Origin of the sequence: Streptomyces sp. NBC_01445, assembly GCF_035918235.1 — a bacterium.
Classification (GTDB): Bacteria; Actinomycetota; Actinomycetes; order Streptomycetales; family Streptomycetaceae; genus Streptomyces.
Genome location: NZ_CP109485.1, coordinates 6151648 through 6174124 on the forward strand (window position 1 = coordinate 6151648; position 22477 = coordinate 6174124).

Here is a 22477-nt window from a genome sequence, read left to right on the forward strand (position 1 = left end):
TCGGGTGACAGCGGTCAGGTGACAGCGGTCAGCCGAGGGCGGTGACCAGGGCCGGCTTGAGGTCCGGGGCGTCGACGCGCTCGATCCGGACCGCGTCGCAGCCCACCCACTCCGCCGCCTCCCGCAGCGCCTGCGCCACGGCCGGGACCGCCTTCGGGCCGTCCAGGGAGACCTGCCTGGCGACCAGCGTGCCCCCGTCGCGCGCGGGGTCGACGCGGCCCACCAGGTGCCCGCCCGCGAGGACCGGCATCGCGAAGTAGCCGTGCACCCGCTTCGGCTTGGGGACGTACGCCTCCAGGCGGTGCGTGAAGCCGAAGATCCGCTCCGTGCGGGGCCGCTCCCAGATCAGGGAGTCGAAGGGCGAGAGCAGCGTCGTACGGTGGCGGCCGCGGGGGGCGGTGTCGAGCGCATCCGGGTCCGCCCACGCCGGCTTTCCCCAGCCCTGCACAGTCACGGGAACCAGGCCCGCGTCCTCGACCACCGCGTCGAACTGCTCGTGCTTCAGGCGGTGGTAGTCCGCGATGTCGGAACGCGTGCCGATGCCGAGGGACTGTCCGGCGAGGCGGACCAGGCGGCGCAGGCACTCCCGGTCGTCCAGGTCGTCGTGGAGCAGCTCGGCCGGGACGGCGCGCTCTGCGAGGTCGTACACCCGCTTCCAGCTGCGGCGCTGCGTGCACACCACCTCGCCGTACATCAGGGCGCGCTCCACGGCGACCTTCGCCTCGGACCAGTCCCACCACTCGCCCTTGTTCTTCGCGCCGCCCAACTCCGTGGCCGTGAGCGGGCCTTCGGTGCGCAGCTGCTTGATGACCTGCTCGTACGCGCCGTCGGGCAGGTCGTGGTGCCAGTGCGGGCGGGTGCGGTAGGCGCGGCGGCGGAAGGCGAAGTGCGGCCACTCCTCGATGGGCAGGATGCACGCGGCGTGCGACCAGTACTCGAAGGCGTGCGGCGCGCCGGCCGTGCCCGGGGTCCAGTACGCGTCCTCGACCGTTCTGCGGCCGACCGCGCCCAGGCGCGCGTACGGGATGAGTTCGTGCGAGCGGGCCAGCACGGAGATGGTGTCGAGCTGGACCGCTCCGAGGTGACGGAGCACGCCGCGGACCCCGCCCTTGCGGTCCGGCGCGCCGAGGAACCCTTGGGCCCGCAGCGCGATGCGGCGGGCCTCGTCGGCGGAGAGTTCGGCGGCGGGGCGCGGCGTGGTCGTCATGCCCCGAACGATAGGGCGCGGCACTGACAGTCGGGCCTGGCCGGCGGGCGGGGGCCGGCGCCGGAGTGCGTCATGCCGGCGCCGGGAGATAGGGCAGCACTGCCGGGATGCCGAGGTCCGAGGGGAGGAGCGAGGCGACCCAGCAGTCGCGCAGTACGCCCTTGTTGGGCAGGCCCGCCCGCATGACGCCCTCCACGGTGAAGCCGGCCTTCTCGGCGACGGTGCGCGAGCCGACGTTGCCGACCTCGGCGCGCCACTCCAGTCGCGTACAGGCCAGGTCGGTGAAGGCCCAGCGGGCCAGGGCGAGGACCGTCTCGGTCATGTAGCCGTGGCCGCGGTAGTCCTTGCCGGTCCAGAAGCCGACCTCCCAGGCACCCGCGCGCGGGTGGTGCAGGCTCGCGGCGGCGATCACGGGGCCGTCGTCCTGGAGCCGTACGGCGAAGGTGTACTCCGTGTCGGCCCGCCAGCCGTCCGGGACCATGCGGGTGACGAAGTGTTCGGCGTCCACGCGCGCGTAGGGCGACGGGATCGTGGTCCAGCGCTGGATGTCGGGGTCCTGGGCCGCGAGATACACCTCGTCGGTGTCCTCGGCGGTGAACGTGCGCAGCCGCAGGCGGTCGGTGGTGAGTGCGACGGGTTCCATCGGCCGATTCTGCTCGGAGGCCGACAATGGCGCCAGCAGATATCGCGGGGTGAGCGCGCTGTTACCTTTCGCAGTCGGGGTGCACAGCTTCGTGCGGCACCTTGAGCGGTCCTCGTGCGTTGTCCTTGTGGCTGTGGTTACGGCAGACCTCCCGACGCGCCGGGGTCCTCGCATACGATGGCCGTTGCTCTATACCGTCACACCCGACCGTGCCAGGCCCGACCGGCAAGGAGACCAACCCCCGTGTCCGTCCTCTCGAAGATCATGCGTGCAGGCGAAGGCAAGATCCTGCGCAAGCTGCACCGCATCGCGGACCAGGTCAACTCCCTCGAAGAGGATTTCGTCAGCCTCTCCGACGCCGAGCTGCGGGCCCTCACCGACGAGTACAAGGAGCGGTTCGCCGACGGCGAGAGCCTCGACGACCTGCTCCCCGAGGCCTTCGCCACCGTCCGCGAGGCGGCCAGGCGCGTGCTCGGCCAGCGTCCCTACGATGTGCAGCTGATGGGCGGCGCCGCCCTCCACCTCGGCTACGTGGCCGAGATGAAGACCGGTGAGGGCAAGACCCTCGTCGGCACGCTCCCGACGTACTTGAACGCGCTGTCCGGCAAGGGCGTCCACCTGATCACGGTGAACGACTACCTGGCCGAGCGCGACTCCGAAATGATGGGCCGCGTCCACAAGTTCCTCGGCCTCAGCGTGGGCTGCATCCTGGCGAACATGACGCCGGCGCAGCGCCGCGAGCAGTACAACTGCGACATCACGTACGGCACGAACAACGAGTTCGGTTTCGACTACCTCCGCGACAACATGGCGTGGTCCCAGGACGAGCTCGTCCAGCGCGGCCACAACTTCGCGGTGGTCGACGAGGTCGACTCGATCCTCGTCGACGAGGCCCGTACGCCGCTGATCATCTCCGGCCCCGCCGACCAGGCCACCAAGTGGTACGGCGACTTCGCGAAGCTGGTCACGCGCCTGAAGAAGGGCGAGGCCGGTAATCCGCTGAAGGGCATCGAGGAGACCGGCGACTACGAGGTCGACGAGAAGAAGCGCACCGTCGCCATCCACGAGCCCGGCGTCGCCAAGGTCGAGGACTGGTTGGGCATCGACAACCTCTACGAGTCGGTGAACACGCCGCTCGTCGGTTACCTGAACAACGCCATCAAGGCGAAGGAACTGTTCAAGAAGGACAAGGACTACGTCGTCATCGACGGCGAAGTCATGATCGTCGACGAGCACACCGGCCGTATCCTCGCCGGCCGCCGCTACAACGAGGGCATGCACCAGGCGATCGAGGCGAAGGAAGGGGTGGACATCAAGGACGAGAACCAGACGCTCGCCACGATCACCCTGCAGAACTTCTTCCGTCTCTACGACAAGCTCTCCGGCATGACCGGTACGGCCATGACCGAGGCCGCCGAGTTCCACCAGATCTACAAGCTGGGCGTCGTCCCGATCCCGACGAACAAGCCGATGGTCCGCAAGGACCAGGCCGACCTGATCTACCGCACCGAGGTCGCGAAGTTCGACGCGGTCGTCGACGACATCGCCGAGAAGCACGAGCAGGGCCAGCCGATCCTCGTCGGTACGACGTCCGTCGAGAAGTCCGAGTACCTCTCGCAGCAGCTGTCCAAGCGCGGTGTGCAGCACGAGGTGCTGAACGCGAAGCAGCACGACCGTGAGGCGACGATCGTCGCCCAGGCCGGCCGCAAGGGCGCCGTCACCGTCGCCACGAACATGGCCGGCCGAGGCACCGACATCAAGCTTGGCGGCAACCCGGACGACCTCGCCGAGGCGGAGCTGCGCCAGCGCGGCCTCGACCCGGTCGAGCACGTCGAGGAGTGGGCGGCCGCGCTGCCGGGCGCTCTGGAGCGGGCCGAGCAGGCGGTGAAGGCCGAGTTCGAGGAGGTCAAGGACCTCGGCGGGCTCTACGTCCTCGGCACGGAGCGGCACGAGTCGCGCCGTATCGACAACCAGCTGCGCGGCCGCTCCGGCCGTCAGGGAGACCCGGGCGAGTCCCGCTTCTACCTGTCGCTCGGTGACGACCTGATGCGTCTGTTCAAGGCCCAGATGGTCGAGCGCGTCATGTCGATGGCGAACGTCCCGGACGACGTGCCGATCGAGAACAAGATGGTCACGCGTGCCATCGCGTCGGCCCAGTCGCAGGTCGAGCAGCAGAACTTCGAGACCCGGAAGAACGTCCTCAAGTACGACGAGGTCCTCAACCGGCAGCGTGAGGTCATCTACGGCGAGCGGCGCCGTGTCCTGGAGGGCGAGGACCTGCACGAGCAGATTCAGCACTTCATGGACGACACGATCGACGAGTACATCGGCGCGGAGACCGCCGAGGGCTTCGCCGAGGAGTGGGACCTGGACCGGCTGTGGGGCGCCTTCAAGCAGCTCTACCCGGTGAAGGTCACCGTGGACGAGCTGGAGGAGGCCGCGGGTGACCGCGCGGGTCTGACGGCCGAGTTCATCGGCGAGTCCGTCAAGGATGACATCCACGCGCAGTACGCGGCGCGTGAGGAGCAGCTCGGCTCCGAGATCATGCGTGAGCTGGAGCGCCGCGTGGTCCTGTCGGTCCTGGACCGCAAGTGGCGTGAGCACCTCTACGAGATGGACTACCTCCAGGAGGGCATCGGCCTGCGCGCCATGGCGCAGAAGGACCCGCTGGTCGAGTACCAGCGCGAGGGCTTCGACATGTTCACCGCCATGATGGAGGGCATCAAGGAGGAGTCCGTCGGCTATCTGTTCAACCTGGAGGTCCAGGTCGAGCAGCAGGTCGAGGAGGTCGAGGTGCAGGACGTGGCGCCGTCCCTGGACAAGCAGGACGCGGTGCCGGCCGGTGTCGGCCGTCCCGAGATCCGCGCCAAGGGTCTCGACGCCCCGCAGCGTCCGGACCGCCTGCACTTCCAGGCGCCGAACGCCGAGGGCGGCGTGGACGAGATGGACTACGTCACCGAGGACGGCCCGACGCGCTCCGAGGCCGACGGCCTCACGCGCGCGGAGCGCCGCAAGCAGCAGAAGGGCGGGCGTCGCCGCAAGAAGTAGTGCGCGGCGCGCTCTGACCGAGCGTGGGTGAAGGGGCCGGGCACGGGATGCCCGGCCCCTTCCGTCGGTGTCGGGGCGGGACAGCACGGGCGGCCGGAGCGCCGGCAGTCGGAACACCGGGGGCCCATGGGCATGCGGGGATGACGGGCGTGGCGACGCCGGACCGGGCCGAGGGCCGCGGGTGCGGTGACGGTGGCGGTGACGTTGCGGAGCACGCGGCGGCCAGGCGCCTCGCCGGGCGGGTTCTGCCACGGGTGCCGGAGCTGGCCTGGGAGCTGGTCGACCGGGAGTTCTGGGCGGCGACGCCTTTCGGCGATCTCCCTGACGACGTACGGGAAGTGGATCGCGCGCACCGCCCGCCTCGCGTTGCAGGGCTTCCTCGCCCGGGCCGCGGACGGCGGGCCCGCCTTTCCCGTCGACTGCGCGCCGTTCACGGAGCAGGCCGCGCAGCGGGCCGAGGAGGGCGTGCCGCTGGATGCCTCGTGCGGACGTATTCGGGATCTGCGCCCGGCCCAGCCACTGGGCGCAGATCCTCGACCTGGCCGGCATCGGAGACCCGCAGGCCACTGCCAACCCGTACATCGCTCTGCTCGTTCCGGGCATGGCAGCGGCCGAGCCGGACGTGAAGTCGGCCGACCACCTCACGCCGCAGGGCGTGAAGGTCCCCGGGGTGGCCCGCGACGGCGGTTGCCTCGCCTAGGTGTTCAAGGCCGGCGAGGGGCTGAAGAACGCCGACTTCGTGTACGGGACGCCGCGCAACGGAGCGCCCGAACTCGCCGCGCTGCCGGCCCGCCACGGCGAGCCGCTCGTCACCCGCTGCCGCGAGCCGGTGCCGCCCTGACGCCCCGCCACTGCGAGCCGCTCGTCACCCGCTGCCGCCCTGACGGCCCGCCACTGCGAGCCGCGCGTCACCCGCCACCCCGAGCCGGTGCTGATCGTGCAGGGCACCGCGGACACGACGGTGCCGGCCGTGATCTCAAAGGAGACCGCGGCGGCACTGGCACGGGCCGGGACCCGGGTGACGTACACGCCGTACGAGGGCGTCGACCACCCCTCGCCGCCGGTGACCGCGCTGGTCGAGGTCGAGGCCTGGCTCGGCGCGTGGCCGGCGCGCTGACAGCGGTGAGGCTCGCGCCTCGTTGTCGGGCGGGCGTCCGTCGTACGAGGCCTCGACCACCTCGCTGCCGGTGACCGGGCTGGTCGAGGTCGAACGCGTGGCCGACGCGCTGACAGCAGCGGGGCTCACGCCTCGCTGTCGCGGGGCGGGCGTCCGCTCATTTCGACGGCCGTGCAGAGCCAGCGGTGGTCGTCGCCCCGGTGCAGGCGGAAGGCGAGGGCGTGCAGCCGGGGGCCCGCGCTGATCCGGGCGAAGACTTCGAAGACGCCGGGTTCGGGCTCGTAGTGGCCGATGCCTCGGACGACGGGCCGGCGTCCCCGGTCGCTGAGGGGCTGGTCCTCGGCGAGCCGGATCAGGGCGTCGAAGAGGGATCCGGCGAAGTGGCGGGAGGCCCAGTGGACGGGGCGCTGGCCGCTGAGCATCAGCAGGAGGCGCTCGGTGAAGAGCTCGGCGGGGTGCGGCGGCAGCTGGGGCGGGACGCGCACCGGCCGCGCGCCGGGGCGCCTCGCGTCCTGCCTGCCGGGCGGTCGGCCGCCCGGGGGCCGGGTCGTCCTGGGGCGGCGGCGCGGCTGGTCCATCACCTTGCGCAGCGGCGGCTCATGGGCGGTGGGCTCGCGCATGTCTGGGTCCCCGTTCGGCGTCCGACCGGTGGATACCGATCGGTAACTTCGCTTGGGGATCTTGTACGTGTCCTGCGGCGCCGCTCGCAAGGCCACAGGGGCCCGGCGAGGGCGGTCGCAAGGTTCACCTATCCGGGTGATCGGACGGCAGACAAGGCATGCGCGGACAGGGCTCGGGAGGGTCACGCGGGGGTCCGGCGTGGACGTGCGCACAGGGGGCGACCGGCACCCCGAAGGGGGACTCCCGCACGTATCCTGAAGCCCCTCTCGCCGACGAAAGTGGCCAGCCATGCGCGTGTACGTCCCCCTGTCCCTGCCCCGTCTCGCCGAGGCGCACAAGGCGGGCGAACTGGGACCCGGACCGCTCACCGCGTACGCCGTGACACCCGCGCTGCGCGAGTGGTACGTCTCCGACGACATAGAGGAACTGGAGTACGCGGCCCTCAACCGCGCGGCGGCGGCGTCGCTGCGGCTGATCGCCGGGGAGCCGGACGCGCCCCGCAAGCGGGTCGTGGTCGCGCTCGACGTGCCGGACGGCGCCGCGGTGGCCGACCCGGACCGCGGGCTCGACGCGCGAGCGCTCGGCGAGGTGCGGATCGCGAACGCGGTCCCCCTGGCCAAGGCGGCGGCGGTGCACGTGGACTCGGCCGACGCAGGGAAGGACGTGACCGCGGCGGCAGCGGCGCTCGGGGCGGCGGACCAGGGCGACGACGACGCGCAGTTCGTCGTCGACGGCGCCGAGGACCACGAGCTCCTCTGGTTCGCCACGCAGGAGATCCCGAACCTGCTCGGCCTGAGCGGCTGACCTGCGCGAACGTACGATTGTCGGTCCCGGCGGGTACGTTCTTGGCATGGGGAAGCACGCAGCCGGAGCACACATCGTCTGGGACTGGAACGGGACGCTGTTCCACGACAACGACGCCGTCATCAGCGCGACGAACGCCGCCTTCGCGGAGATCGGACTCGAGCCGATCACCCTGGAGCGGTACAGAGAGCTGTACTGCGTGCCGATACCCCGCTTCTACCAGAGGCTGATGGGGCGGCTGCCCACTGAGGCCGAGTGGGAGCGCATGGACACCGCCTTCCAGCGGCACTACACGCTCCACCGCACGGCCTGCAGGCTCGCCGACGGGGCGGAGCTGCTCCTCGCCGACTGGAGTTCGGCCGGCCGCAGCCAGTCGATCCTCAGCATGTACGGACATGACGAACTCGTCCCGCTGGTACGGGAGTTCGGGATCGAGTCGCACTTCCTGCGGGTCGACGGGCGCACCGGCCCCTCAGGTGGCAGCAAGGCCGAGCACATGGTCCGCCACCTCGGAGCGCTGGCCGGCGCGGGGGTTGCGCCGGGGCGCACGGTGGTGATCGGGGACGCTGCCGACGACGCGGTGGCGGCGCTGCACGCGGGCGCGCGGGCCGTGCTCTACACCGGCGGATCGCACAGCAGGGCCAGTCTCGAAGGCGTGGGGGCGCCGGTCGTGGACACTCTCGCCGAGGCCGTGGGGGTGGCGGAACGCCTGGAGGAGTGAGCGAATGCGCGCTCACGCTCCGCTGCTGACTGCGTACGCTGCGGTGGGATCGTCGACGAACCAGAATGCACAGATCCGGCAGAGGGGGACGGGCGCGGCACCATGGGATTCGGCTTCGGGCAGAGGAGCGGGGGACAGCTCCCGGCCGACGTCACCGCATTCGTCGGCCGGGCGGGTGAACTCGCGCAGGCGCCGTCCTGTCACGCCCACCTCGGATCCTCGGACCCTCAGGTCACCGGCGCCTTGGCGCGCAGCACCGTGAGGAACTCCCGCATCCACCCCGAGTGGTCCGGCCAGGCGCGCGACGACACCAACGTCCCGTCGACCACCACTTCCGCGTCTCGGAAAGCAGCGCCCGCGGCCTGCATGTCGGGCTCAAGCGCCGGATACGCCGTGACGCGGCGCCCGCGCAGACCGTCGACCGCCGCCGTCAGCAGCGGACCGTGGCAGATCTGGGCCACGGGCTTGTCCGCGTCGAAAAAAGACTTCAGGATCTTGCGCAGCTCCGGGTCGTTGCGCAGATACTCGGGGGCGCGGCCGCCCGGGATCACGACAGCGACGTACTGTTCGGGCTCGACCTCGGCGAACGCGAGATCGGCGGGCCAGGTGTAGCCGGGCTTCTCCGTGTACGTGTCGAACCCCGGTTCGAAGTCATGGACGACGAACTGCAGCTTCTTGCGCTCCGGGGCGGCGATGTGGACGTCGTAGCCCTCCTCGCGCAGGCGCTGGTAGGGGTACAGGACTTCCAGTGACTCGGCGGCGTCGCCGGTCACCAGGAGGATCTTGGGTGCCATGGCTGTGCGCTCCCCTCGGAGCCTTCGGGCCGGGGTGTCTCCTCCTCAACGTGGACCCGGCCGGACCGTTAGGCAACCCCCCGACGCATCCATCCGCGTCGCTGTCCCTGTGCAGAGTGTCAAAGTTCGACCGCTGTATTTGTACACATACGGCTCATGACGACTCCCGGGGGAGGGGCGATAGCCTTGACCCGTGATCAGCGCGATATCTCGCGGGGGCATCGTCGCCCCCTGCCCGCGCCGGGAGCACACGGAGATCTACATCCGTGCCCGGCGCTCCGCTGACCGTTCCCTTCGGGGCGGAATATGGATGCCGTCCCGACTCCGGGCAGGAAATACGCCAAAAATGGCGGATAACAGCCCGCTCATCTCTCATCCCGGCATACCGTCGACATCGACCGGAGACCCCGCGTCGTGGCGTTGTGCCGCATCACTTTCTTCAACGTCACGCAACGGCGCGCGACAGGAGCCAGAGGACAATGCAGACCAAGCTGGACGAAGCCAAGGCCGAGCTGCTCGCACGGGCCGCCCGGGTAGCTGAGAACAGCCCGGCTGGGGGCCAACTCCCGGCCGGGACGAATGGCGAGGGGGCTCCGGACCAGGAGTCCGTGCTCGCGTTCCTCCAGCGCTACTACCTGCACACCGCCCCCGAGGACCTGGCCGACCGCGACCCGGTCGACGCCTTCGGTGCAGCCGTCTCCCACTACCGGCTCGCGGAGGTCCGCCCGCAGGGCACCGCGAACGTCAAGGTCCACACGCCGACGGTCGAGGAGAACGGCTGGACCTGCAGCCACTCCGTCGTCGAGGTCGTCACCGACGACATGCCGTTCCTGGTCGACTCGGTCACCAACGAGCTGTCCCGCCAGGGCCGCGGCATCCACGTCGTGATCCACCCGCAGGTCACCGTGCGCCGCGACCTGACCGGCAAGCTCCTGGAGGTCCTGCCCGCGGGCAGCGCCGCCGACGGCCACGACACGCTCACCGAGTCGTGGATCCACGTGGAGATCGACCGGGAGACCGACCGCGCCGACCTGAAGCAGATCACCTCCGACCTGCTGCGTGTCCTGTCCGACGTCCGTGAGGCCGTCGAGGACTGGGAGAAGATGCGGGACTCGGCGCTGCGTATCGCCGATGACCTGCCGAGCGAGCCCACCGCCGACGACCTGCGCGCCCAGGACGTCGAGGAGGCCCGCGAGCTGCTGCGCTGGCTGTCCACCGACCACTTCACCTTCCTCGGCTACCGCGAGTACGAGCTGCGCGAGGACGACTCGCTGTCGGCCGTGCCCGGCACCGGCCTCGGCATCCTGCGCTCCGACCCGCAGCACGGCGGCGACGACCACCACCCGGTGAGCCCGTCCTTCAGCCGGCTGCCCGCCGACGCGCGCGCCAAGGCCCGCGAGCACAAGATCCTCGTGCTGACCAAGGCCAACAGCCGCGCCACCGTGCACCGCCCGTCGTACCTGGACTACGTCGGCGTGAAGAAGTTCGACGCCGAGGGCAACGTCATCGGTGAGCGCCGCTTCCTCGGCCTCTTCTCGAGCGCCGCGTACACGGAGTCCGTCCGGCGCGTCCCGGTCGTGCGCCGCAAGGTGCAGGAAGTGCTGCGGGGCGCCGGGTTCTCGCCCAACAGCCACGACGGCCGCGACCTGCTCCAGATCCTGGAGACGTACCCGCGCGACGAGCTGTTCCAGACCCCGGCCGACGAGCTGCGCGCCATCGTCACCAGCGTCCTCTACCTCCAGGAGCGCCGCCGGCTGCGGCTCTACCTGCGCCAGGACGAGTACGGCCGCTACTACTCGGCCCTCGTCTACCTGCCGCGCGACCGCTACACCACCGGTGTCCGCCTGCGGATCATCGACATCCTCAAGGAAGAGCTCAACGGCACCAGCGTCGACTTCACGGCCTGGAACACCGAGTCGATCCTGTCCCGGCTGCACTTCGTCATCCGCGTCGAGCCGGGCACCGAGCTGCCCGTGCTGACCGAGGCCGACACCGAGCGCATCGAGGCGCGGCTGGTCGACGCCGCCCGCTCGTGGGCCGACGGCTTCGGCGAGGCGCTGAACGCGGAGTGCGGCGAGGAGCGCGCGGCCGAGCTGGGCCGCCGCTACTCCGGCGCCTTCCCCGAGGGCTACAAGGCCGACCACTCGCCGCGCGCGGCGGTCGCCGACCTGGTCCACCTCGAAGCGCTCAAGCGCGGCGAGAAGGACTTCGCGCTCTCGCTGTACGAGCCCGTGGGCGCGGCCCCCGGCGAGCGCCGCTTCAAGATCTACCGCACCGGCGCGCCGGTCTCCCTGTCGTCCGTCCTGCCGGTCCTCAACCGGCTCGGCGTCGAGGTCATCGACGAGCGCCCCTACGAGCTGCGCTGCTCGGACCGGACCACGGCGTGGATCTACGACTTCGGCCTTCGCCTGCCGAAGTCGCTCACCGGCAACGGTGACTTCCTCGGTGACGACGGCCGCGAGCGCTTCCAGGAGGCCTTCACGGCGACCTGGACCGGCGCCGCCGAGAACGACGGCTTCAACTCCCTCGTCCTGAGCGCCGGTCTGAACTGGCGGCAGGCGATGGTGCTGCGCGCGTATGCCAAGTACCTGCGCCAGGCCGGTGCGACGTTCAGCCAGGACTACATGGAGGACACCCTCCGTAACAACGTCCACACCACCCGCCTCCTGGTGAGCCTCTTCGAGGCGCGCATGTCGCCGGAGCGCCAGCGGGCCGGGACCGAGCTGATCGACGGGCTCCTGGAGGAGCTCGACGGCGCGCTCGACCAGGTCGCGAGCCTGGACGAGGACCGGATCCTGCGGTCCTTCCTGACCGTCATCAAGGCGACGCTGCGGACGAACTTCTTCCAGAAGCGCGACGACGGCACGCCGCACGCGTACGTCTCCATGAAGTTCGACCCGCAGGCCATCCCCGACCTGCCCGCGCCGCGCCCGGCCTACGAGATCTGGGTGTACTCGCCTCGGGTCGAGGGCGTGCACCTGCGCTTCGGCAAGGTCGCGCGCGGTGGTCTGCGCTGGTCCGACCGGCGTGAGGACTTCCGCACCGAGGTCCTCGGCCTGGTCAAGGCGCAGATGGTGAAGAACACCGTCATCGTGCCGGTCGGCGCGAAGGGCGGCTTCGTCGCGAAGAACCTGCCGGACCCGAGCGTCGACCGTGACGCGTGGCTGGCCGAGGGTGTCGCGTCGTACAAGACCTTCATCTCGGCGCTGCTCGACATCACCGACAACCTGGTGGCCGGCCAGGTCGTGCCCCCGGCGGACGTCGTGCGGCACGACGGGGACGACACGTACCTCGTGGTCGCGGCCGACAAGGGCACGGCGACGTTCTCCGACATCGCCAACGCGGTCGCCGAGTCGTACAACTTCTGGCTCGGTGACGCCTTCGCCTCCGGCGGCTCGGCGGGCTACGACCACAAGGGCATGGGTATCACCGCCCGCGGCGCCTGGGAGTCCGTGAAGCGGCACTTCCGGGAGCTGGGCACCGACACGCAGACCGAGGACTTCACGGTCGTCGGCGTCGGCGACATGTCCGGTGACGTGTTCGGCAACGGCATGCTGCTCTCCGAGCACATCCGCCTGGTCGCCGCGTTCGACCACCGGCACATCTTCATCGACCCGCGGCCCGACGCGGCCACCTCGTACGCCGAGCGCCGCCGCCTGTTCGACCTGCCGCGCTCCTCGTGGGCCGACTACAACAAGGAACTGATCTCCGCGGGCGGCGGGATCTTCCCGCGCTCCGCCAAGGCGATCCAGCTCAACGCGCACATCCGCGAGGCACTCGGCATCGAGTCGGGCGCCGCGAAGATGACGCCGGCCGACCTGATGAAGGCGATCCTGCACGCGCGGGTCGACCTGCTGTGGAACGGCGGCATCGGCACGTACGTGAAGTCGTCCGCCGAGTCGAACGCGGACGTCGGCGACAAGGCCAACGACGCGATCCGCGTGGACGGCCAGGACGTGCGGGCCAAGGTGATCGGCGAGGGCGGCAACCTCGGCGCGACCCAGCTGGGCCGTATCGAGTTCGCGCGCAGCGGCGGCAAGGTCAACACCGACGCCATCGACAACAGCGCGGGCGTGGACACCTCCGACCACGAGGTGAACATCAAGATCCTGCTCAACGCGCTCGTCACCGACGGCGACATGACCGTCAAGCAGCGCAACAAGCTGCTCGCCGAGATGACCGACGAGGTCGGCGCCCTGGTGCTGCGCAACAACTACGCGCAGAACACGGCCCTGGCCAACGCGGTCGCCCAGGCGCCCGACCTGCTCCACGCCCACCAGCGCTTCATGCGCCGCCTGGTCCGTGAAGGGAGCCTCGACCGGGCCCTGGAGTTCCTGCCGACGGACCGGCAGGTCAAGGAACTGCTGAACTCCGGGCGCGGCCTGAGCCAGCCCGAGTTGGCCGTCCTCCTCGCGTACACGAAGATCACGGCCGCGCACGAGCTGATCCAGACGTCGCTGCCGGACGACCCGTACCTGCGCAGGCTCCTGCACGCCTACTTCCCGCAGGCGCTGCGCGAGCGGTTCACCGACGCGGTCGACGGGCACGCGCTGCGCCGCGAGATCGTCACCACGGTGCTGGTCAACGACACGGTGAACAGCGGCGGTTCGACGTTCCTGCACCGGCTGCGCGAGGAGACCGGGGCGTCCCTGGAGGAGATCGTGCGGGCGCAGCTCGCCGCGCGCGAGATCTTCGGCCTCGGCGAGGTCTGGGACGCGGTCGAGTCGCTCGACAATGTCGTCGCCGCGGACGTCCAGACCCGGATCAGGCTGCACTCGCGCCGCCTGGTCGAGCGCGGCACGCGCTGGCTGCTCAACAACCGGCCGCAGCCGCTCCAGCTCGCCGAGACCATCGACTTCTTCCGCGAGGGCGTCGCCCAGGTGTGGTCGGCCATGCCGAAGATGCTGCGCGGCGCGGACGCCGAGTGGTACCAGTCGATCCTGGACGAGCTGACCGCAGCGGGTGTGCCGGAGGAGCTGGCCCAGCGCGTCGCCGGGTTCTCCTCGGCCTTCCCGACGCTCGACATCGTGGCGATCGCCGACCGCACCGGCAAGGACCCCCTGGCCGTCGCCGAGGTGTACTACGACCTCGCGGACCGGCTGTCCATCGCGCAGTTGATGGACCGGATCATCGAGCTGCCGCGGTCCGACCGCTGGCAGTCGATGGCCCGCGCCTCGATCCGCGAGGACCTGTACGCGGCGCACGCGGCCCTCACGGCCGATGTGCTGGCCGCCGGGAACGGCGTGTCGACTCCGGAGCAGCGCTTCGACGCGTGGCAGGAGAAGAACGCGCCGATCCTGGGCCGCGCGCGGACGACCCTGGAGGAGATCCAGAGCTCGGACGCCTTCGACCTGGCGAACCTGTCGGTCGCGATGCGCACGATGAGGACGCTGCTGCGCACGCACTCGTAGGGTCCGCTCGAAGCGACGGGGGCGCCCCGCACCGGAACTCCGGTGCGGGGCGCCCCCGTTTCACCTTCCGGACTCTTTCCGTTCTCTTGCCCGTCTCCGGCCGGCCTCTTGACCGGTTCTGGCCTGATGGACCGCGCGCCCAATCGGTTGCTCCTGGAGGTGCGTCGACCCCATGGGGTTTGCCATAAGCCATTATCTCGGGCATTACGTCTAAAGTGGACCCGATTGTCAGATCGGCGGCGCGCAGCGGAGAGGTCAGGAAGGGTCCATGACGGAAGCGATTCTGCTGGTCGGCGGGCTGGGCACCCGGCTGCGGCCGCTCACGGTCAACACACCCAAGCCCATGGTGCGCGCGGCCGGAGTCCCCTTCCTGGCCCATCAGATCGCCCGGCTCGCCGGCGCGGGCGTGCGCCACATCGTCCTCGCCACCTGCTATCTCGCCGAGGTCTTCGAGCCGTACTTCGGCGACGGATCGGCGTTCGGGGTCCACCTCGAGTACGCCGTCGAGTACGAGGCGCTGGGGACCGGCGGCGCGATCCGGAACGCGGCACGCCGCCTGATCTCCGCTCCCGAGGAACCCGTCCTCGTCTGCAACGGCGACATCCTCACCGGCCTCGACGCGCGCGCCCTCATCAACCGGCACCGCGAGCGCGAAGCCGACGTCACCCTCCACCTCGCCCGCGTCGACGACCCCCGCGCCTTCGGGCTCGTACCGACCGACGCCGACGGCTGCGTGCTCGCCTTCACCGAGAAGCCGCAGACGCCCGAGGAGATCGTCACGGACCAGATCAACGCGGGCTCCTACGTGTTCCGCAGGTCCGTCATCGACCACATCCCCGCCGGGCGGGCCGTTTCCGTCGAGCGCGAGACGTTCCCCGGCCTGCTCGCCGCGGGTGCCTATCTGCACGGAATGGTCGAGGACTCCTACTGGCTCGACCTCGGCCGGCCCGAAGCCTTCGTGCAGGCCTCCGCCGACCTCGTGCGCGGGGTCATCCACTCGCCCGCCGTGCCCGGTGTGCGCGGCGAGTCCCTCGTACTGCCCGGCGCCAAGGTCGCCGCCGACGCCTGGCTCGCCGAGGGCACCGTCGTCGGGGCGGGCGTCCAGGTAGGTTCAGGGGCCGTCGTCCACGGTTCCGTGCTGCATGACGGCGCGACCGTGGGCGCCGGTGCCTATGTCAGGAAGAGCCTGGTCGGCGCGGGTGCGCGGATCGGGCGGCGCTCCGTCCTGCACGGCAGCGTCATCGGTGACGGCGCCCAGGTCGGCGCCCACAACGAACTGCGGAACGGAACCCGGGTGTGGTGCGAGGCCGTACTGCCCGACCGGGCCGTCCGCTTCTCCTCGCTCGCCGGAGAAGGGCTGACCGAACAGTGAACACGAACTCTCCCGACATCGGGGCCACACCGGCCGCCGCCAGGCCACTGCCCGACGACTGGGCCCGGACCCCCCTCACCGTCGTCATGCCGACGTACAACGAGGCGGGCAACCTGCCCGGCATGGCCGACGCCCTCATGGCGCTCCCCCTTCCGGGCCTGCGCCTCCTCGTCGTCGACGACTCCAGCCCCGACGGCACCGGCGACATCGCCGAGCGGTACGCCGAGCGGCACGGGCACGACCGGATGAGCGTCCTGCACCGCGCCGGCAAGGAGGGACTCGGCCGGGCCTACGCGGCGGGCATGGCGCGGGCCGTCGCCGACGGCGCGCGCTACGTCCTCCAGATGGACGCCGACGGCAGCCACCCCACCGACAAGGTGCCCGCGCTCCTCGGCACCGCCCTCGCCACCGGCGCCGGAGTCACCATCGGCAGCCGCTACGTCCAGGGCGGCACGCTCTCCGAGGCGTGGGGCGTGCACCGCAGGCTCCTGTCCCGCTGGGCCAACACCTACGCGGGCACCATCCTCGGCACCCGCGTCCGCGACATCACCGGCGGCTTCAACCTGTGGCGCGAGGACGCGCTGCGCGCCATCGACCTGGCGTCCGTCGACAGCGCGGGCTACAGCTTCCAGGTCGAGATGAAGTACCGCGCGGTGCGCCGCGGCTTCGGCGTCATAGAGGTCCCCATCCACTTCGAGGACCGCACGGTCGGCGAGTCCAAGATGAACCTGATGGTGCAGCTCGAATCCGTCAGCATGCCGTGGAAGCTGCGGGCGAGGGCGCGCCGATGACGGTCCAGACCGCGGCGCGTGAGGCGCCCGTTGTCGTCCCTGTCCGGGCCAGGGTGCGCCGCCTGTCCATGGAGGTCGCCAAGTTCGGCGCCGTCGGCGGCAGCGGCGTCGCCGTCAACTTCCTCGTCTTCAACCTCCTGCTGCACGGCATCGGCCGGGCCCCGATGACCGCGACGGTCCTGGCCAGCTGTGTCGCCATGGGCACCAACTACCTGGGCTTCCGCTTCTTCGCCTACCGGGACCGCGACTCGCGCACCCGCCGCCAGATCGCGCTGTTCTTCGGCTTCAGCGTGCTCGGCGTCCTCATGGAGAGCGTCCTGTTCTACGCCGGATACCACGGCGCCTCGATGACGGGACCGCTCGCGTCGAACATCGCCAAGGCACTGTCCATCGTCCTGGCCTCGGCCTTCCGCTTCCTCGTCTACCGGACGTGGGTCTTCCAGCACGATGCGCGCCGCGAGTAACGCGGCCCTCAGGGCCGCGGCCCCGCTGGTCCTCCTGCTGGTCGTCGCTCTGCTCGTGGCCGTCGCGATCCGGCTGCCCTGGGCGGGCGACCTCGGCATCCACGCGGCCACCGTCGAACGCCTGCGCCACGATCTCCTCGACCCGGGCAACCCGCTGGTCGACGAAAAGACGCCGAGCCCGTACTACTCACCGTGGACGGTGTTCCTCGGCGTCGTCGCCGACGTCACCGGCCTCGGCACCTTCACCGTCCTGCGCATCGCCGCGCTGATCTCGCTGACGCTGCTCGTGACCGGCGTATGGCGGTTCACCGGCACGTTCACCGAAGCGTCCGCGAGCCGCTCCCGGCGCACGGCGGTCACCGCGCTCGTCCTCCTGTGCCTGCTCCTCCTGTGGGGCACGAGCCTGTTCAACTGGAGCGGCTTCCTCGGCCTCAACTCCCTTGCCCTGACCCTCTCCTACCCCAGCACCTTCGCGCTCGGGCTGTCCTTCCACCTCTGGGCGCTGCTGCGCGGGGCGCTCGCCCGCGGCTCGGGCCTGCCCGGGTTCCTCGGCCTTGGGCTGCTGTGGTCCGTGATCCTGCTGAGCCATCAGTTCACGGGCGTCGTCGCGTCGTTCGGCGCCCTCGCGATGGTGGCCGGGGCGCGGCCCTGGCCGGCACGCGCGGTGTGGGCGCGGCTCGCGGCCGGGCTCGCCCTCGGCGCGGTCGTGCTCGCCGCATGGCCGTACTACTCGTTCTTCGACCTCTTCCACGCGCAGGGCCTGGAGGAGATCCACCAGGCCCTCTACCGGAACCTGCCCGGCCGGTACTGGCTCCTGCTTGCCGGCGTGTTCGCGCTCGCTCTGCGGTGGCGCAGGGACCGGCGCGATCCGCTCGTGATCTTCTTCGCGCTCGGGGTGCTGATGTTCGCGGCGGGCTGGGTGAGCGGGCACTACTCGTGGGGCCGGGTCCTGCCGGCAGCCGTGATCCCGGCGCAGGTCGCGGCGGGCCTGGAGGTGTTCGGGGCAGAGCGCAGGGCGGGCCGCGGGGCCGTACGTACGGCGTTCGCTGCGGTACTCGCTGCGGCGCTCCTCGCGGGCGCGTGGACCCAGTCGGGCGTACTCGGCTACGTCGTCCCGCGAGACGTCCTGCCCAAGCCGCTCGCCGACCGCTACAAGCCACCGTGGCGCGGCTACCACTGGATGACGCCCTGGGTGAAGTACGGGGACGTGGTCCTCGCCACGGACTTCCCCGCGCGCCAGATCCCCGCGTACGGGCCCTACACCGTGGCCCCCGGCTACCCGGACTTCTTCCTGCCCGACGAGGCGGCCCGCACCAGCGCCGTCGGGACCTACTTCGCCCCCGGCACCGAGCGGGCCGCGCGCCTCGACGTCCTGCGCCGCTATGAGGTGCGGTGGATCGTGAGCCACCGCGACGACGCGGGCCTCGCCGCCACCGACCCCGCACTGCACAAGGTCACGACGGGCCCGGGCGGCCAGACCCTGTACGAGGTCGTCGGCGACCAGGGCTAACGCAGCGCGCTCCTCACCAGGCGTACGGCGTTCCGTACGCGCCCGTCCGAAGCAGTGGCCAGCCTGCGCGCCACCGGGTGCGTCACCCGGGCCGTGAGCCCGGCCGGCTCCCAGCGGATCTGGAGACGCCCGCCGCCCCGGCCCTCCGGCTCCAGCGTCACCCGGTGCGGGGCCGCCCCCGAGTGGTACCCGACACGCGCGGTGAGCGCGGGGAAGTCCAGCGGCGCGAGCAGCACCGAGGTGTTGCGCAGCCCGTGGTCCTGGAGCTGGAGCAACGGATGCCGCATGCCGTCGAAGCCGTGCACCGGGAGCGGGGCCGCCGCCAGGTCGAGCCGCACCCGGCCCTCGAAGACGCCGGGCCGCACCGGGTCGAGCCGCAGCCGCGTCGTCATACGGCGCCGCCCCGGCGCCACGACCAGCGAGGCGACGTGCGGGCCGACGGCGAGGCGCAGACCGGGATCGTACGTGCGCACCGACAGGTCGATGCCGGCGCCGGGGCCGCGCTCGATCCGCGTGATCTCGTGCCGGAAGTGGGCGCCGGGGAACGGACGCGAGTACAACTCCTGGTCGGACAGGTCGAGTTCGGCACGCGCCTCGTCCGACGGCGGGACCACTGCCCCCCAGTAGACGGCACCGGACGCGTCCGTGGCAGTCTCGCGCGGGGCCACCACATGGCCGAGCCCGCGCGCCGCGAGCCGGGCGTCGGAGAGGCGGCCGTCGCGCACCAGTTGCAGGACGACCCGCTCGGGGCGCGGCAGCCGGGCGTACGCGCCCGGGGACAGCGTCGCCAGATACGGGTTCACGATCTCGGCGAACCCGGCCAGCCAGGCGTAGTCCCGGTAGGGCAGATCGCCCGCGTACATCCGGAAGTCGTGCTTGAGGAACTTGTAGTCCTTGTCCTCGCGCACCCCCGTGTGGCCGCCCGCCGCGAGGAAATCGTCGATGAGTTCCTGCACGTGGACGCGGTCGCGGACGTTGGTCAGCTTGTGCCGCTGGTTGGAGATCGACGCGGCGTCCGCCTCGGCGAACGGCGCGATGTACCAGCGGTAGACCGGCTCGGGGATGACCGTGAAGGACTTCGCGAGGCAGTACGCCTGCGCCGAGAACAGCTGGTCCTCGTAGTGGATGCCCTCGGGGAAGCGCAGCTGGTTGCGGTCGAGGAACTCCCGCTTGTACATCTTGCTCGTCGACAAGTGCTCGAAGAACAGGCCGGGTTCGGCGTCGATCCCGTCGACCGTGCGGCGCTCCGAGACCAGGTGCGGCATCCACGTCGACGTGCGGCCCGTGTCGACGCGGATCCGCTCGACCGCGCCCATCGCGAAGTCGATCTCCCGCTCCCGGTGCGCCGCGAGCAGCAGCTCCACCGATTCCGGAGGGAGTTCGTCGTCGCTGTCGAGGAACATCAGATACGGGGCGCGGGCGATGTCGAGCGCGCGGTTGCGGGGCGCGCTGCACCCGCCGCTGTTCTCCGGCAGACGCAGGTAGCGCACCCGAGGGTCCGCGGCGGCGAGGCGGCGCGCCACCTCGGGGGTGGCGTCCGTCGAGTGGTCGTCGCTGATGACGACCTCGATGTTGCCGTGCGTCTGCTCCAGGACCGAGGCGACGGCGCGCGGCAGCCGCCCGGCGTCGTTGTAGACGATGACGGTGACCGTGACGTCGGGCGTGATCGTTCTCGTGGGCGTGGTCATCGGCGGGCCGCCTCCTCGGGGGTGGGCGCGGGGATGCGCTCGTCGACGGGGACCACCGGGGGCAGCGCCGCCTCGCTCTCGCCGAGGAAGACCCGGCGTACGACCCGCTCGGCGGCGTGACCGTCGTCGAACTCGCAGAACCGGCGCCGGAACGCGGCCCGCGCCTTCCCCGACGCCTCGTCGCGCCACGCGCCCGAGGCGAGGATGTCCGTCAGCTCGTCCTGCGTACGGGCGACGGGCCCGGGCGCCTCGGCGATCAGGTCGAAGTAGACCCCGCGGGTCTTCGCGTACATCTCCCAGTCGTCCGCGTAGATCACGATCGGGCGGTCCAGATTGGCGTAGTCGAACATGATCGACGAGTAGTCCGTGACCAGGGCGTCCGCGGCGAGGCAGAGCTCCTCGACCGGGTCGTACGTGGACACGTCGATGACCCGGCCGCTGCGGCGCAGGTCCGCGAGCGGCGAGCCCGCCCCGCCGTAGAAGTAGTGGCCGCGCACGAGGAGGACGGTGTCGTCGCCGAGCCGGTCGGCGAGCGTGGCGAGGTCCAGGCGCGGGGTCCAGGAGCCCTCGTAGTCGCGGTGCGTCGGCGCGTACAGGACGGCCCGCCGGCCCGGCGCGATGCCGAGGCGGTCGCGGACGGCGCGGATGTCGGCGGCCGTCGCGCTGTAGAAGACGTCGTTGCGCGGATAGCCGTACTCCAGCGGGACGTAGTGCGTGGGGTAGGCGCGCTCCCAGATCCGCGTGGAGTGGCTGTTCGACGTGACGCTGTAGTCCCACTTGTCGACGCGGGCCAGGAGCTGGCGGAAGTTGAGGCCCTTGGACGCGGTCGGGTACTCGATCTGGTCGAGGCCCATGCGCTTGAGGGGCGTGCCGTGGTGGGTCATGACGTGGACGGCTTCGGGGCGCTTGACCACGGCGTTCGCGAAGTTGACGTTGTTGACGAGGTACTTGGCACGGGCCAGGACCTCCCAGTAGCGGCGGGAGCCGGGCACGACGTGGTCGGTGCCGGGCGGCAGGAGCGGCGCGTCGGCCGCGCGGACCACCCACACCTGGTGGACGCGCGGCGCGAGTTCGGCGAGCTTCGCGGCGATCGCGCCCGGATTGCAGGCGACCCCGCGGTCCCAGTACGCGGAGAACACGGCCAGGTCCGGGTCCACGGGCCGGCGCAGCTCCCGCCGGTAGCGGTGGTCGCGGACCTTCGCGCCGATCCGCCGCTTGCGCTCCCGGGCCGCGGACTTCAGGGCGCGCCGCTTGTGGTTGACGCTCTGGAAGGCGCGGTACCGGGAGTACGCGTCCTCTTCGAGCAGGCGGCGCCGGATGCCTTCGAGCCCCGCGGGCCTGCGGTAGCCCTCCGGCCGCCACGCGACGGCCGCGCGCGAGGCCCGGCGGAAGAACTCGCGGCCCACCGGCTCCGGCATCCCGGCGCGGGCCACGATCCGCATGCACTCGGTCGCCATCACGTCGTAGAGGACCGCGCGGGGACCGGTCGGCGTGCCGAGGCCGGCCATCAGGCGCTGGAGGTCCTCGTACAGGCCGACGGTCGCGTAGTGCTGCTCCGGGGTGAGCGGCGGCAGGCTCGTGGGGCGCAGCCTGCGCTCGTCGAGGACCACGTGCTGGAGCGCGGTGACGCGGTCGGCGAGGACGAGGGCGGCGCGGGCCGCGAACCGCTCGTCGGTGGCGGCCAGTTGGTCGCGGTGGTCCTGCCAGAACGCGGCGCGCAGGGCACGGTTCCCGAGCAACGGGGTGACCCGCAGCAGGTCGGGGCAGTCCGCGAGGGGCAGATCGCGGCCGCCCGCCCTGGCGAGCAGACGGGCGTCGGGGCCCGGGAGGCCGGAGGTGCGCCAGTTCGAGTGCACATGGTCGGTGAGTACGACGTCCACGCGGTCGGCGCTGTCCGCGAGAGAAGCGACCCGGTCCAGCAGCGCCCGCAGCGCGCCCGGGGGCACGCGGTCCTTGGCGTGCACGAACAGCAGCCACTCGCCCGAGGCCCGCTCGCCGCCGGCGGCGCGGGCCTCCTCGTCGGAAGTGGCGCCGGGCAGGGCCAGAACGGTGACGCTGCCCGGCACGTCGGCGGTCGGCGCCGGATCGTCCACGGCGGCGACGACGAGTTCCGCCCCCTCGGGCAACTGGCCCGTCACGCTGTCCAGGCAGTCGGCGAGATGCCCCTGCACGTCCCGGCCGTACACGATGACGCTGAGTTCCTGCACGGTCTCCGTCCCTTCTCCTCCTGGCGCCCCATAGTGTCACCGATCGGATAAAAGGGATAAAGGGAGTGGGCCGCCCGCA

The 22477-nt window shown here is 71.3% G+C and carries 17 protein-coding genes; 11 read left to right on the forward strand and 6 right to left on the reverse strand.

Going from position 1 to position 22477, the window contains the following annotated elements; translation table 11 throughout:
- Window positions 1–28: 28 nt before the first annotated feature.
- Window positions 29–1207, reverse strand: a complete 1179-nt coding sequence (locus tag OG574_RS28060) for a winged helix-turn-helix domain-containing protein (RefSeq protein WP_326775456.1) — start codon at window positions 1205–1207, stop codon at window positions 29–31.
- Window positions 1208–1277: 70 nt separating this feature from the next.
- Entirely contained in the window at window positions 1278–1850 is a 573-nt protein-coding gene (locus OG574_RS28065) for a GNAT family N-acetyltransferase (protein ID WP_326775457.1), read from the reverse strand.
- A 243-nt stretch (window positions 1851–2093) separates the two neighbouring features.
- Between OG574_RS28065 and secA the strand changes: the two genes are divergently transcribed.
- From secA to OG574_RS28085, 4 genes are all read left to right on the forward strand, one after another.
- Window positions 2094–4898 carry a preprotein translocase subunit SecA gene (secA, locus tag OG574_RS28070; protein WP_326775458.1) on the forward strand — a complete coding sequence of 935 codons (2805 nt, stop codon included), beginning with the start codon at window positions 2094–2096 and terminating at the stop codon, window positions 4896–4898.
- A gap of 475 nt (window positions 4899–5373) precedes the next feature.
- Complete coding sequence (locus OG574_RS28075) at window positions 5374–5598, forward strand: hypothetical protein (RefSeq protein ID WP_326775459.1); 225 nt, start codon at window positions 5374–5376, stop codon at window positions 5596–5598.
- The gene (locus OG574_RS28080) at window positions 5599–5739 is read left to right on the forward strand and encodes a hypothetical protein (protein ID WP_326775460.1); all 141 of its coding nucleotides are present in this window, start codon (window positions 5599–5601) and stop codon (window positions 5737–5739) included.
- Window positions 5740–5826: 87 nt separating this feature from the next.
- Window positions 5827–6015, forward strand: a complete 189-nt coding sequence (locus tag OG574_RS28085; RefSeq protein WP_326775461.1) for an alpha/beta hydrolase family protein — start codon at window positions 5827–5829, stop codon at window positions 6013–6015.
- 125 nt (window positions 6016–6140) lie between these two features.
- Here the strand turns inward: OG574_RS28085 and OG574_RS28090 are convergent, their stop codons facing one another.
- A complete protein-coding gene (locus OG574_RS28090; RefSeq protein WP_326775462.1) occupies window positions 6141–6635 on the reverse strand; it encodes an Rv3235 family protein in 495 nt (164 codons plus the stop codon).
- Between the two features lie 289 nt (window positions 6636–6924).
- Here OG574_RS28090 and OG574_RS28095 point away from each other — a divergent pair, with 289 nt between their 5' ends.
- Window positions 6925–7440, forward strand: coding sequence for a DUF6912 family protein (locus tag OG574_RS28095; RefSeq protein ID WP_326775463.1), 516 nt, complete (start codon window positions 6925–6927; stop codon window positions 7438–7440).
- Window positions 7441–7486: 46 nt separating this feature from the next.
- On the forward strand, window positions 7487–8161 hold the full coding sequence (locus OG574_RS28100; RefSeq protein WP_326775464.1) for an HAD family hydrolase: 675 nt from the start codon (window positions 7487–7489) through the stop codon (window positions 8159–8161).
- A 227-nt stretch (window positions 8162–8388) separates the two neighbouring features.
- Here the strand turns inward: OG574_RS28100 and OG574_RS28105 are convergent, their stop codons facing one another.
- On the reverse strand, window positions 8389–8955 hold the full coding sequence (locus OG574_RS28105; protein ID WP_100598907.1) for a DJ-1/PfpI family protein: 567 nt from the start codon (window positions 8953–8955) through the stop codon (window positions 8389–8391).
- A 479-nt stretch (window positions 8956–9434) separates the two neighbouring features.
- Here OG574_RS28105 and OG574_RS28110 point away from each other — a divergent pair, with 479 nt between their 5' ends.
- From OG574_RS28110 to OG574_RS28130, 5 genes are all read left to right on the forward strand, one after another.
- Window positions 9435–14366 carry an NAD-glutamate dehydrogenase gene (locus OG574_RS28110; protein ID WP_326775465.1) on the forward strand — a complete coding sequence of 1644 codons (4932 nt, stop codon included), beginning with the start codon at window positions 9435–9437 and terminating at the stop codon, window positions 14364–14366.
- A gap of 268 nt (window positions 14367–14634) precedes the next feature.
- Window positions 14635–15738: an NDP-sugar synthase gene (locus OG574_RS28115; RefSeq protein ID WP_326775466.1), complete on the forward strand. Its 1104-nt coding sequence runs from the start codon at window positions 14635–14637 to the stop codon at window positions 15736–15738.
- An 86-nt stretch (window positions 15739–15824) separates the two neighbouring features.
- On the forward strand, window positions 15825–16529 hold the full coding sequence (locus OG574_RS28120; RefSeq protein WP_326778649.1) for a polyprenol monophosphomannose synthase: 705 nt from the start codon (window positions 15825–15827) through the stop codon (window positions 16527–16529).
- Window positions 16526–16993, forward strand: coding sequence for a GtrA family protein (locus tag OG574_RS28125; RefSeq protein WP_326775467.1), 468 nt, complete (start codon window positions 16526–16528; stop codon window positions 16991–16993). The genes OG574_RS28120 and OG574_RS28125 overlap by 4 nt, the downstream gene beginning before the upstream one ends.
- Window positions 16977–18503 carry a hypothetical protein gene (locus tag OG574_RS28130; protein WP_326775468.1) on the forward strand — a complete coding sequence of 509 codons (1527 nt, stop codon included), beginning with the start codon at window positions 16977–16979 and terminating at the stop codon, window positions 18501–18503. The genes OG574_RS28125 and OG574_RS28130 overlap by 17 nt, the downstream gene beginning before the upstream one ends.
- On the opposite strand, the gene OG574_RS28135 is transcribed toward OG574_RS28130, so the two are convergent.
- Entirely contained in the window at window positions 18500–20191 is a 1692-nt protein-coding gene (locus OG574_RS28135; protein WP_326775469.1) for a glycosyltransferase family 2 protein, read from the reverse strand. The genes OG574_RS28130 and OG574_RS28135 overlap by 4 nt on opposite strands.
- Window positions 20188–22398, reverse strand: a complete 2211-nt coding sequence (locus tag OG574_RS28140) for a bifunctional glycosyltransferase/CDP-glycerol:glycerophosphate glycerophosphotransferase (RefSeq protein ID WP_326775470.1) — start codon at window positions 22396–22398, stop codon at window positions 20188–20190. The genes OG574_RS28135 and OG574_RS28140 overlap by 4 nt, the downstream gene beginning before the upstream one ends.
- Window positions 22399–22477 lie beyond the last annotated feature (79 nt).

Excerpts from the sequence above, each read along its gene's own strand:
- OG574_RS28060 (WP_326775456.1), bottom strand. The coding sequence starts at position 1,207 with ATGACGACCACGCCGCGCCCCGCCGCCGAACTCTCCGCCGACGAGGCC.
- OG574_RS28065 (WP_326775457.1), bottom strand. The coding sequence starts at position 1,850 with ATGGAACCCGTCGCACTCACCACCGACCGCCTGCGGCTGCGCACGTTC.
- OG574_RS28075 (WP_326775459.1), top strand. The coding sequence starts at position 5,374 with ATGCCTCGTGCGGACGTATTCGGGATCTGCGCCCGGCCCAGCCACTGG.
- OG574_RS28090 (WP_326775462.1), bottom strand. The coding sequence starts at position 6,635 with ATGCGCGAGCCCACCGCCCATGAGCCGCCGCTGCGCAAGGTGATGGAC.
- OG574_RS28095 (WP_326775463.1), top strand. The coding sequence starts at position 6,925 with ATGCGCGTGTACGTCCCCCTGTCCCTGCCCCGTCTCGCCGAGGCGCAC.
- OG574_RS28100 (WP_326775464.1), top strand. The coding sequence starts at position 7,487 with ATGGGGAAGCACGCAGCCGGAGCACACATCGTCTGGGACTGGAACGGG.
- OG574_RS28105 (WP_100598907.1), bottom strand. The coding sequence starts at position 8,955 with ATGGCACCCAAGATCCTCCTGGTGACCGGCGACGCCGCCGAGTCACTG.
- OG574_RS28110 (WP_326775465.1), top strand. The coding sequence starts at position 9,435 with ATGCAGACCAAGCTGGACGAAGCCAAGGCCGAGCTGCTCGCACGGGCC.
- OG574_RS28115 (WP_326775466.1), top strand. The coding sequence starts at position 14,635 with ATGACGGAAGCGATTCTGCTGGTCGGCGGGCTGGGCACCCGGCTGCGG.
- OG574_RS28120 (WP_326778649.1), top strand. The coding sequence starts at position 15,825 with ATGCCGACGTACAACGAGGCGGGCAACCTGCCCGGCATGGCCGACGCC.
- OG574_RS28125 (WP_326775467.1), top strand. The coding sequence starts at position 16,526 with ATGACGGTCCAGACCGCGGCGCGTGAGGCGCCCGTTGTCGTCCCTGTC.
- OG574_RS28130 (WP_326775468.1), top strand. The coding sequence starts at position 16,977 with ATGCGCGCCGCGAGTAACGCGGCCCTCAGGGCCGCGGCCCCGCTGGTC.
- OG574_RS28135 (WP_326775469.1), bottom strand. The coding sequence starts at position 20,191 with ATGACCACGCCCACGAGAACGATCACGCCCGACGTCACGGTCACCGTC.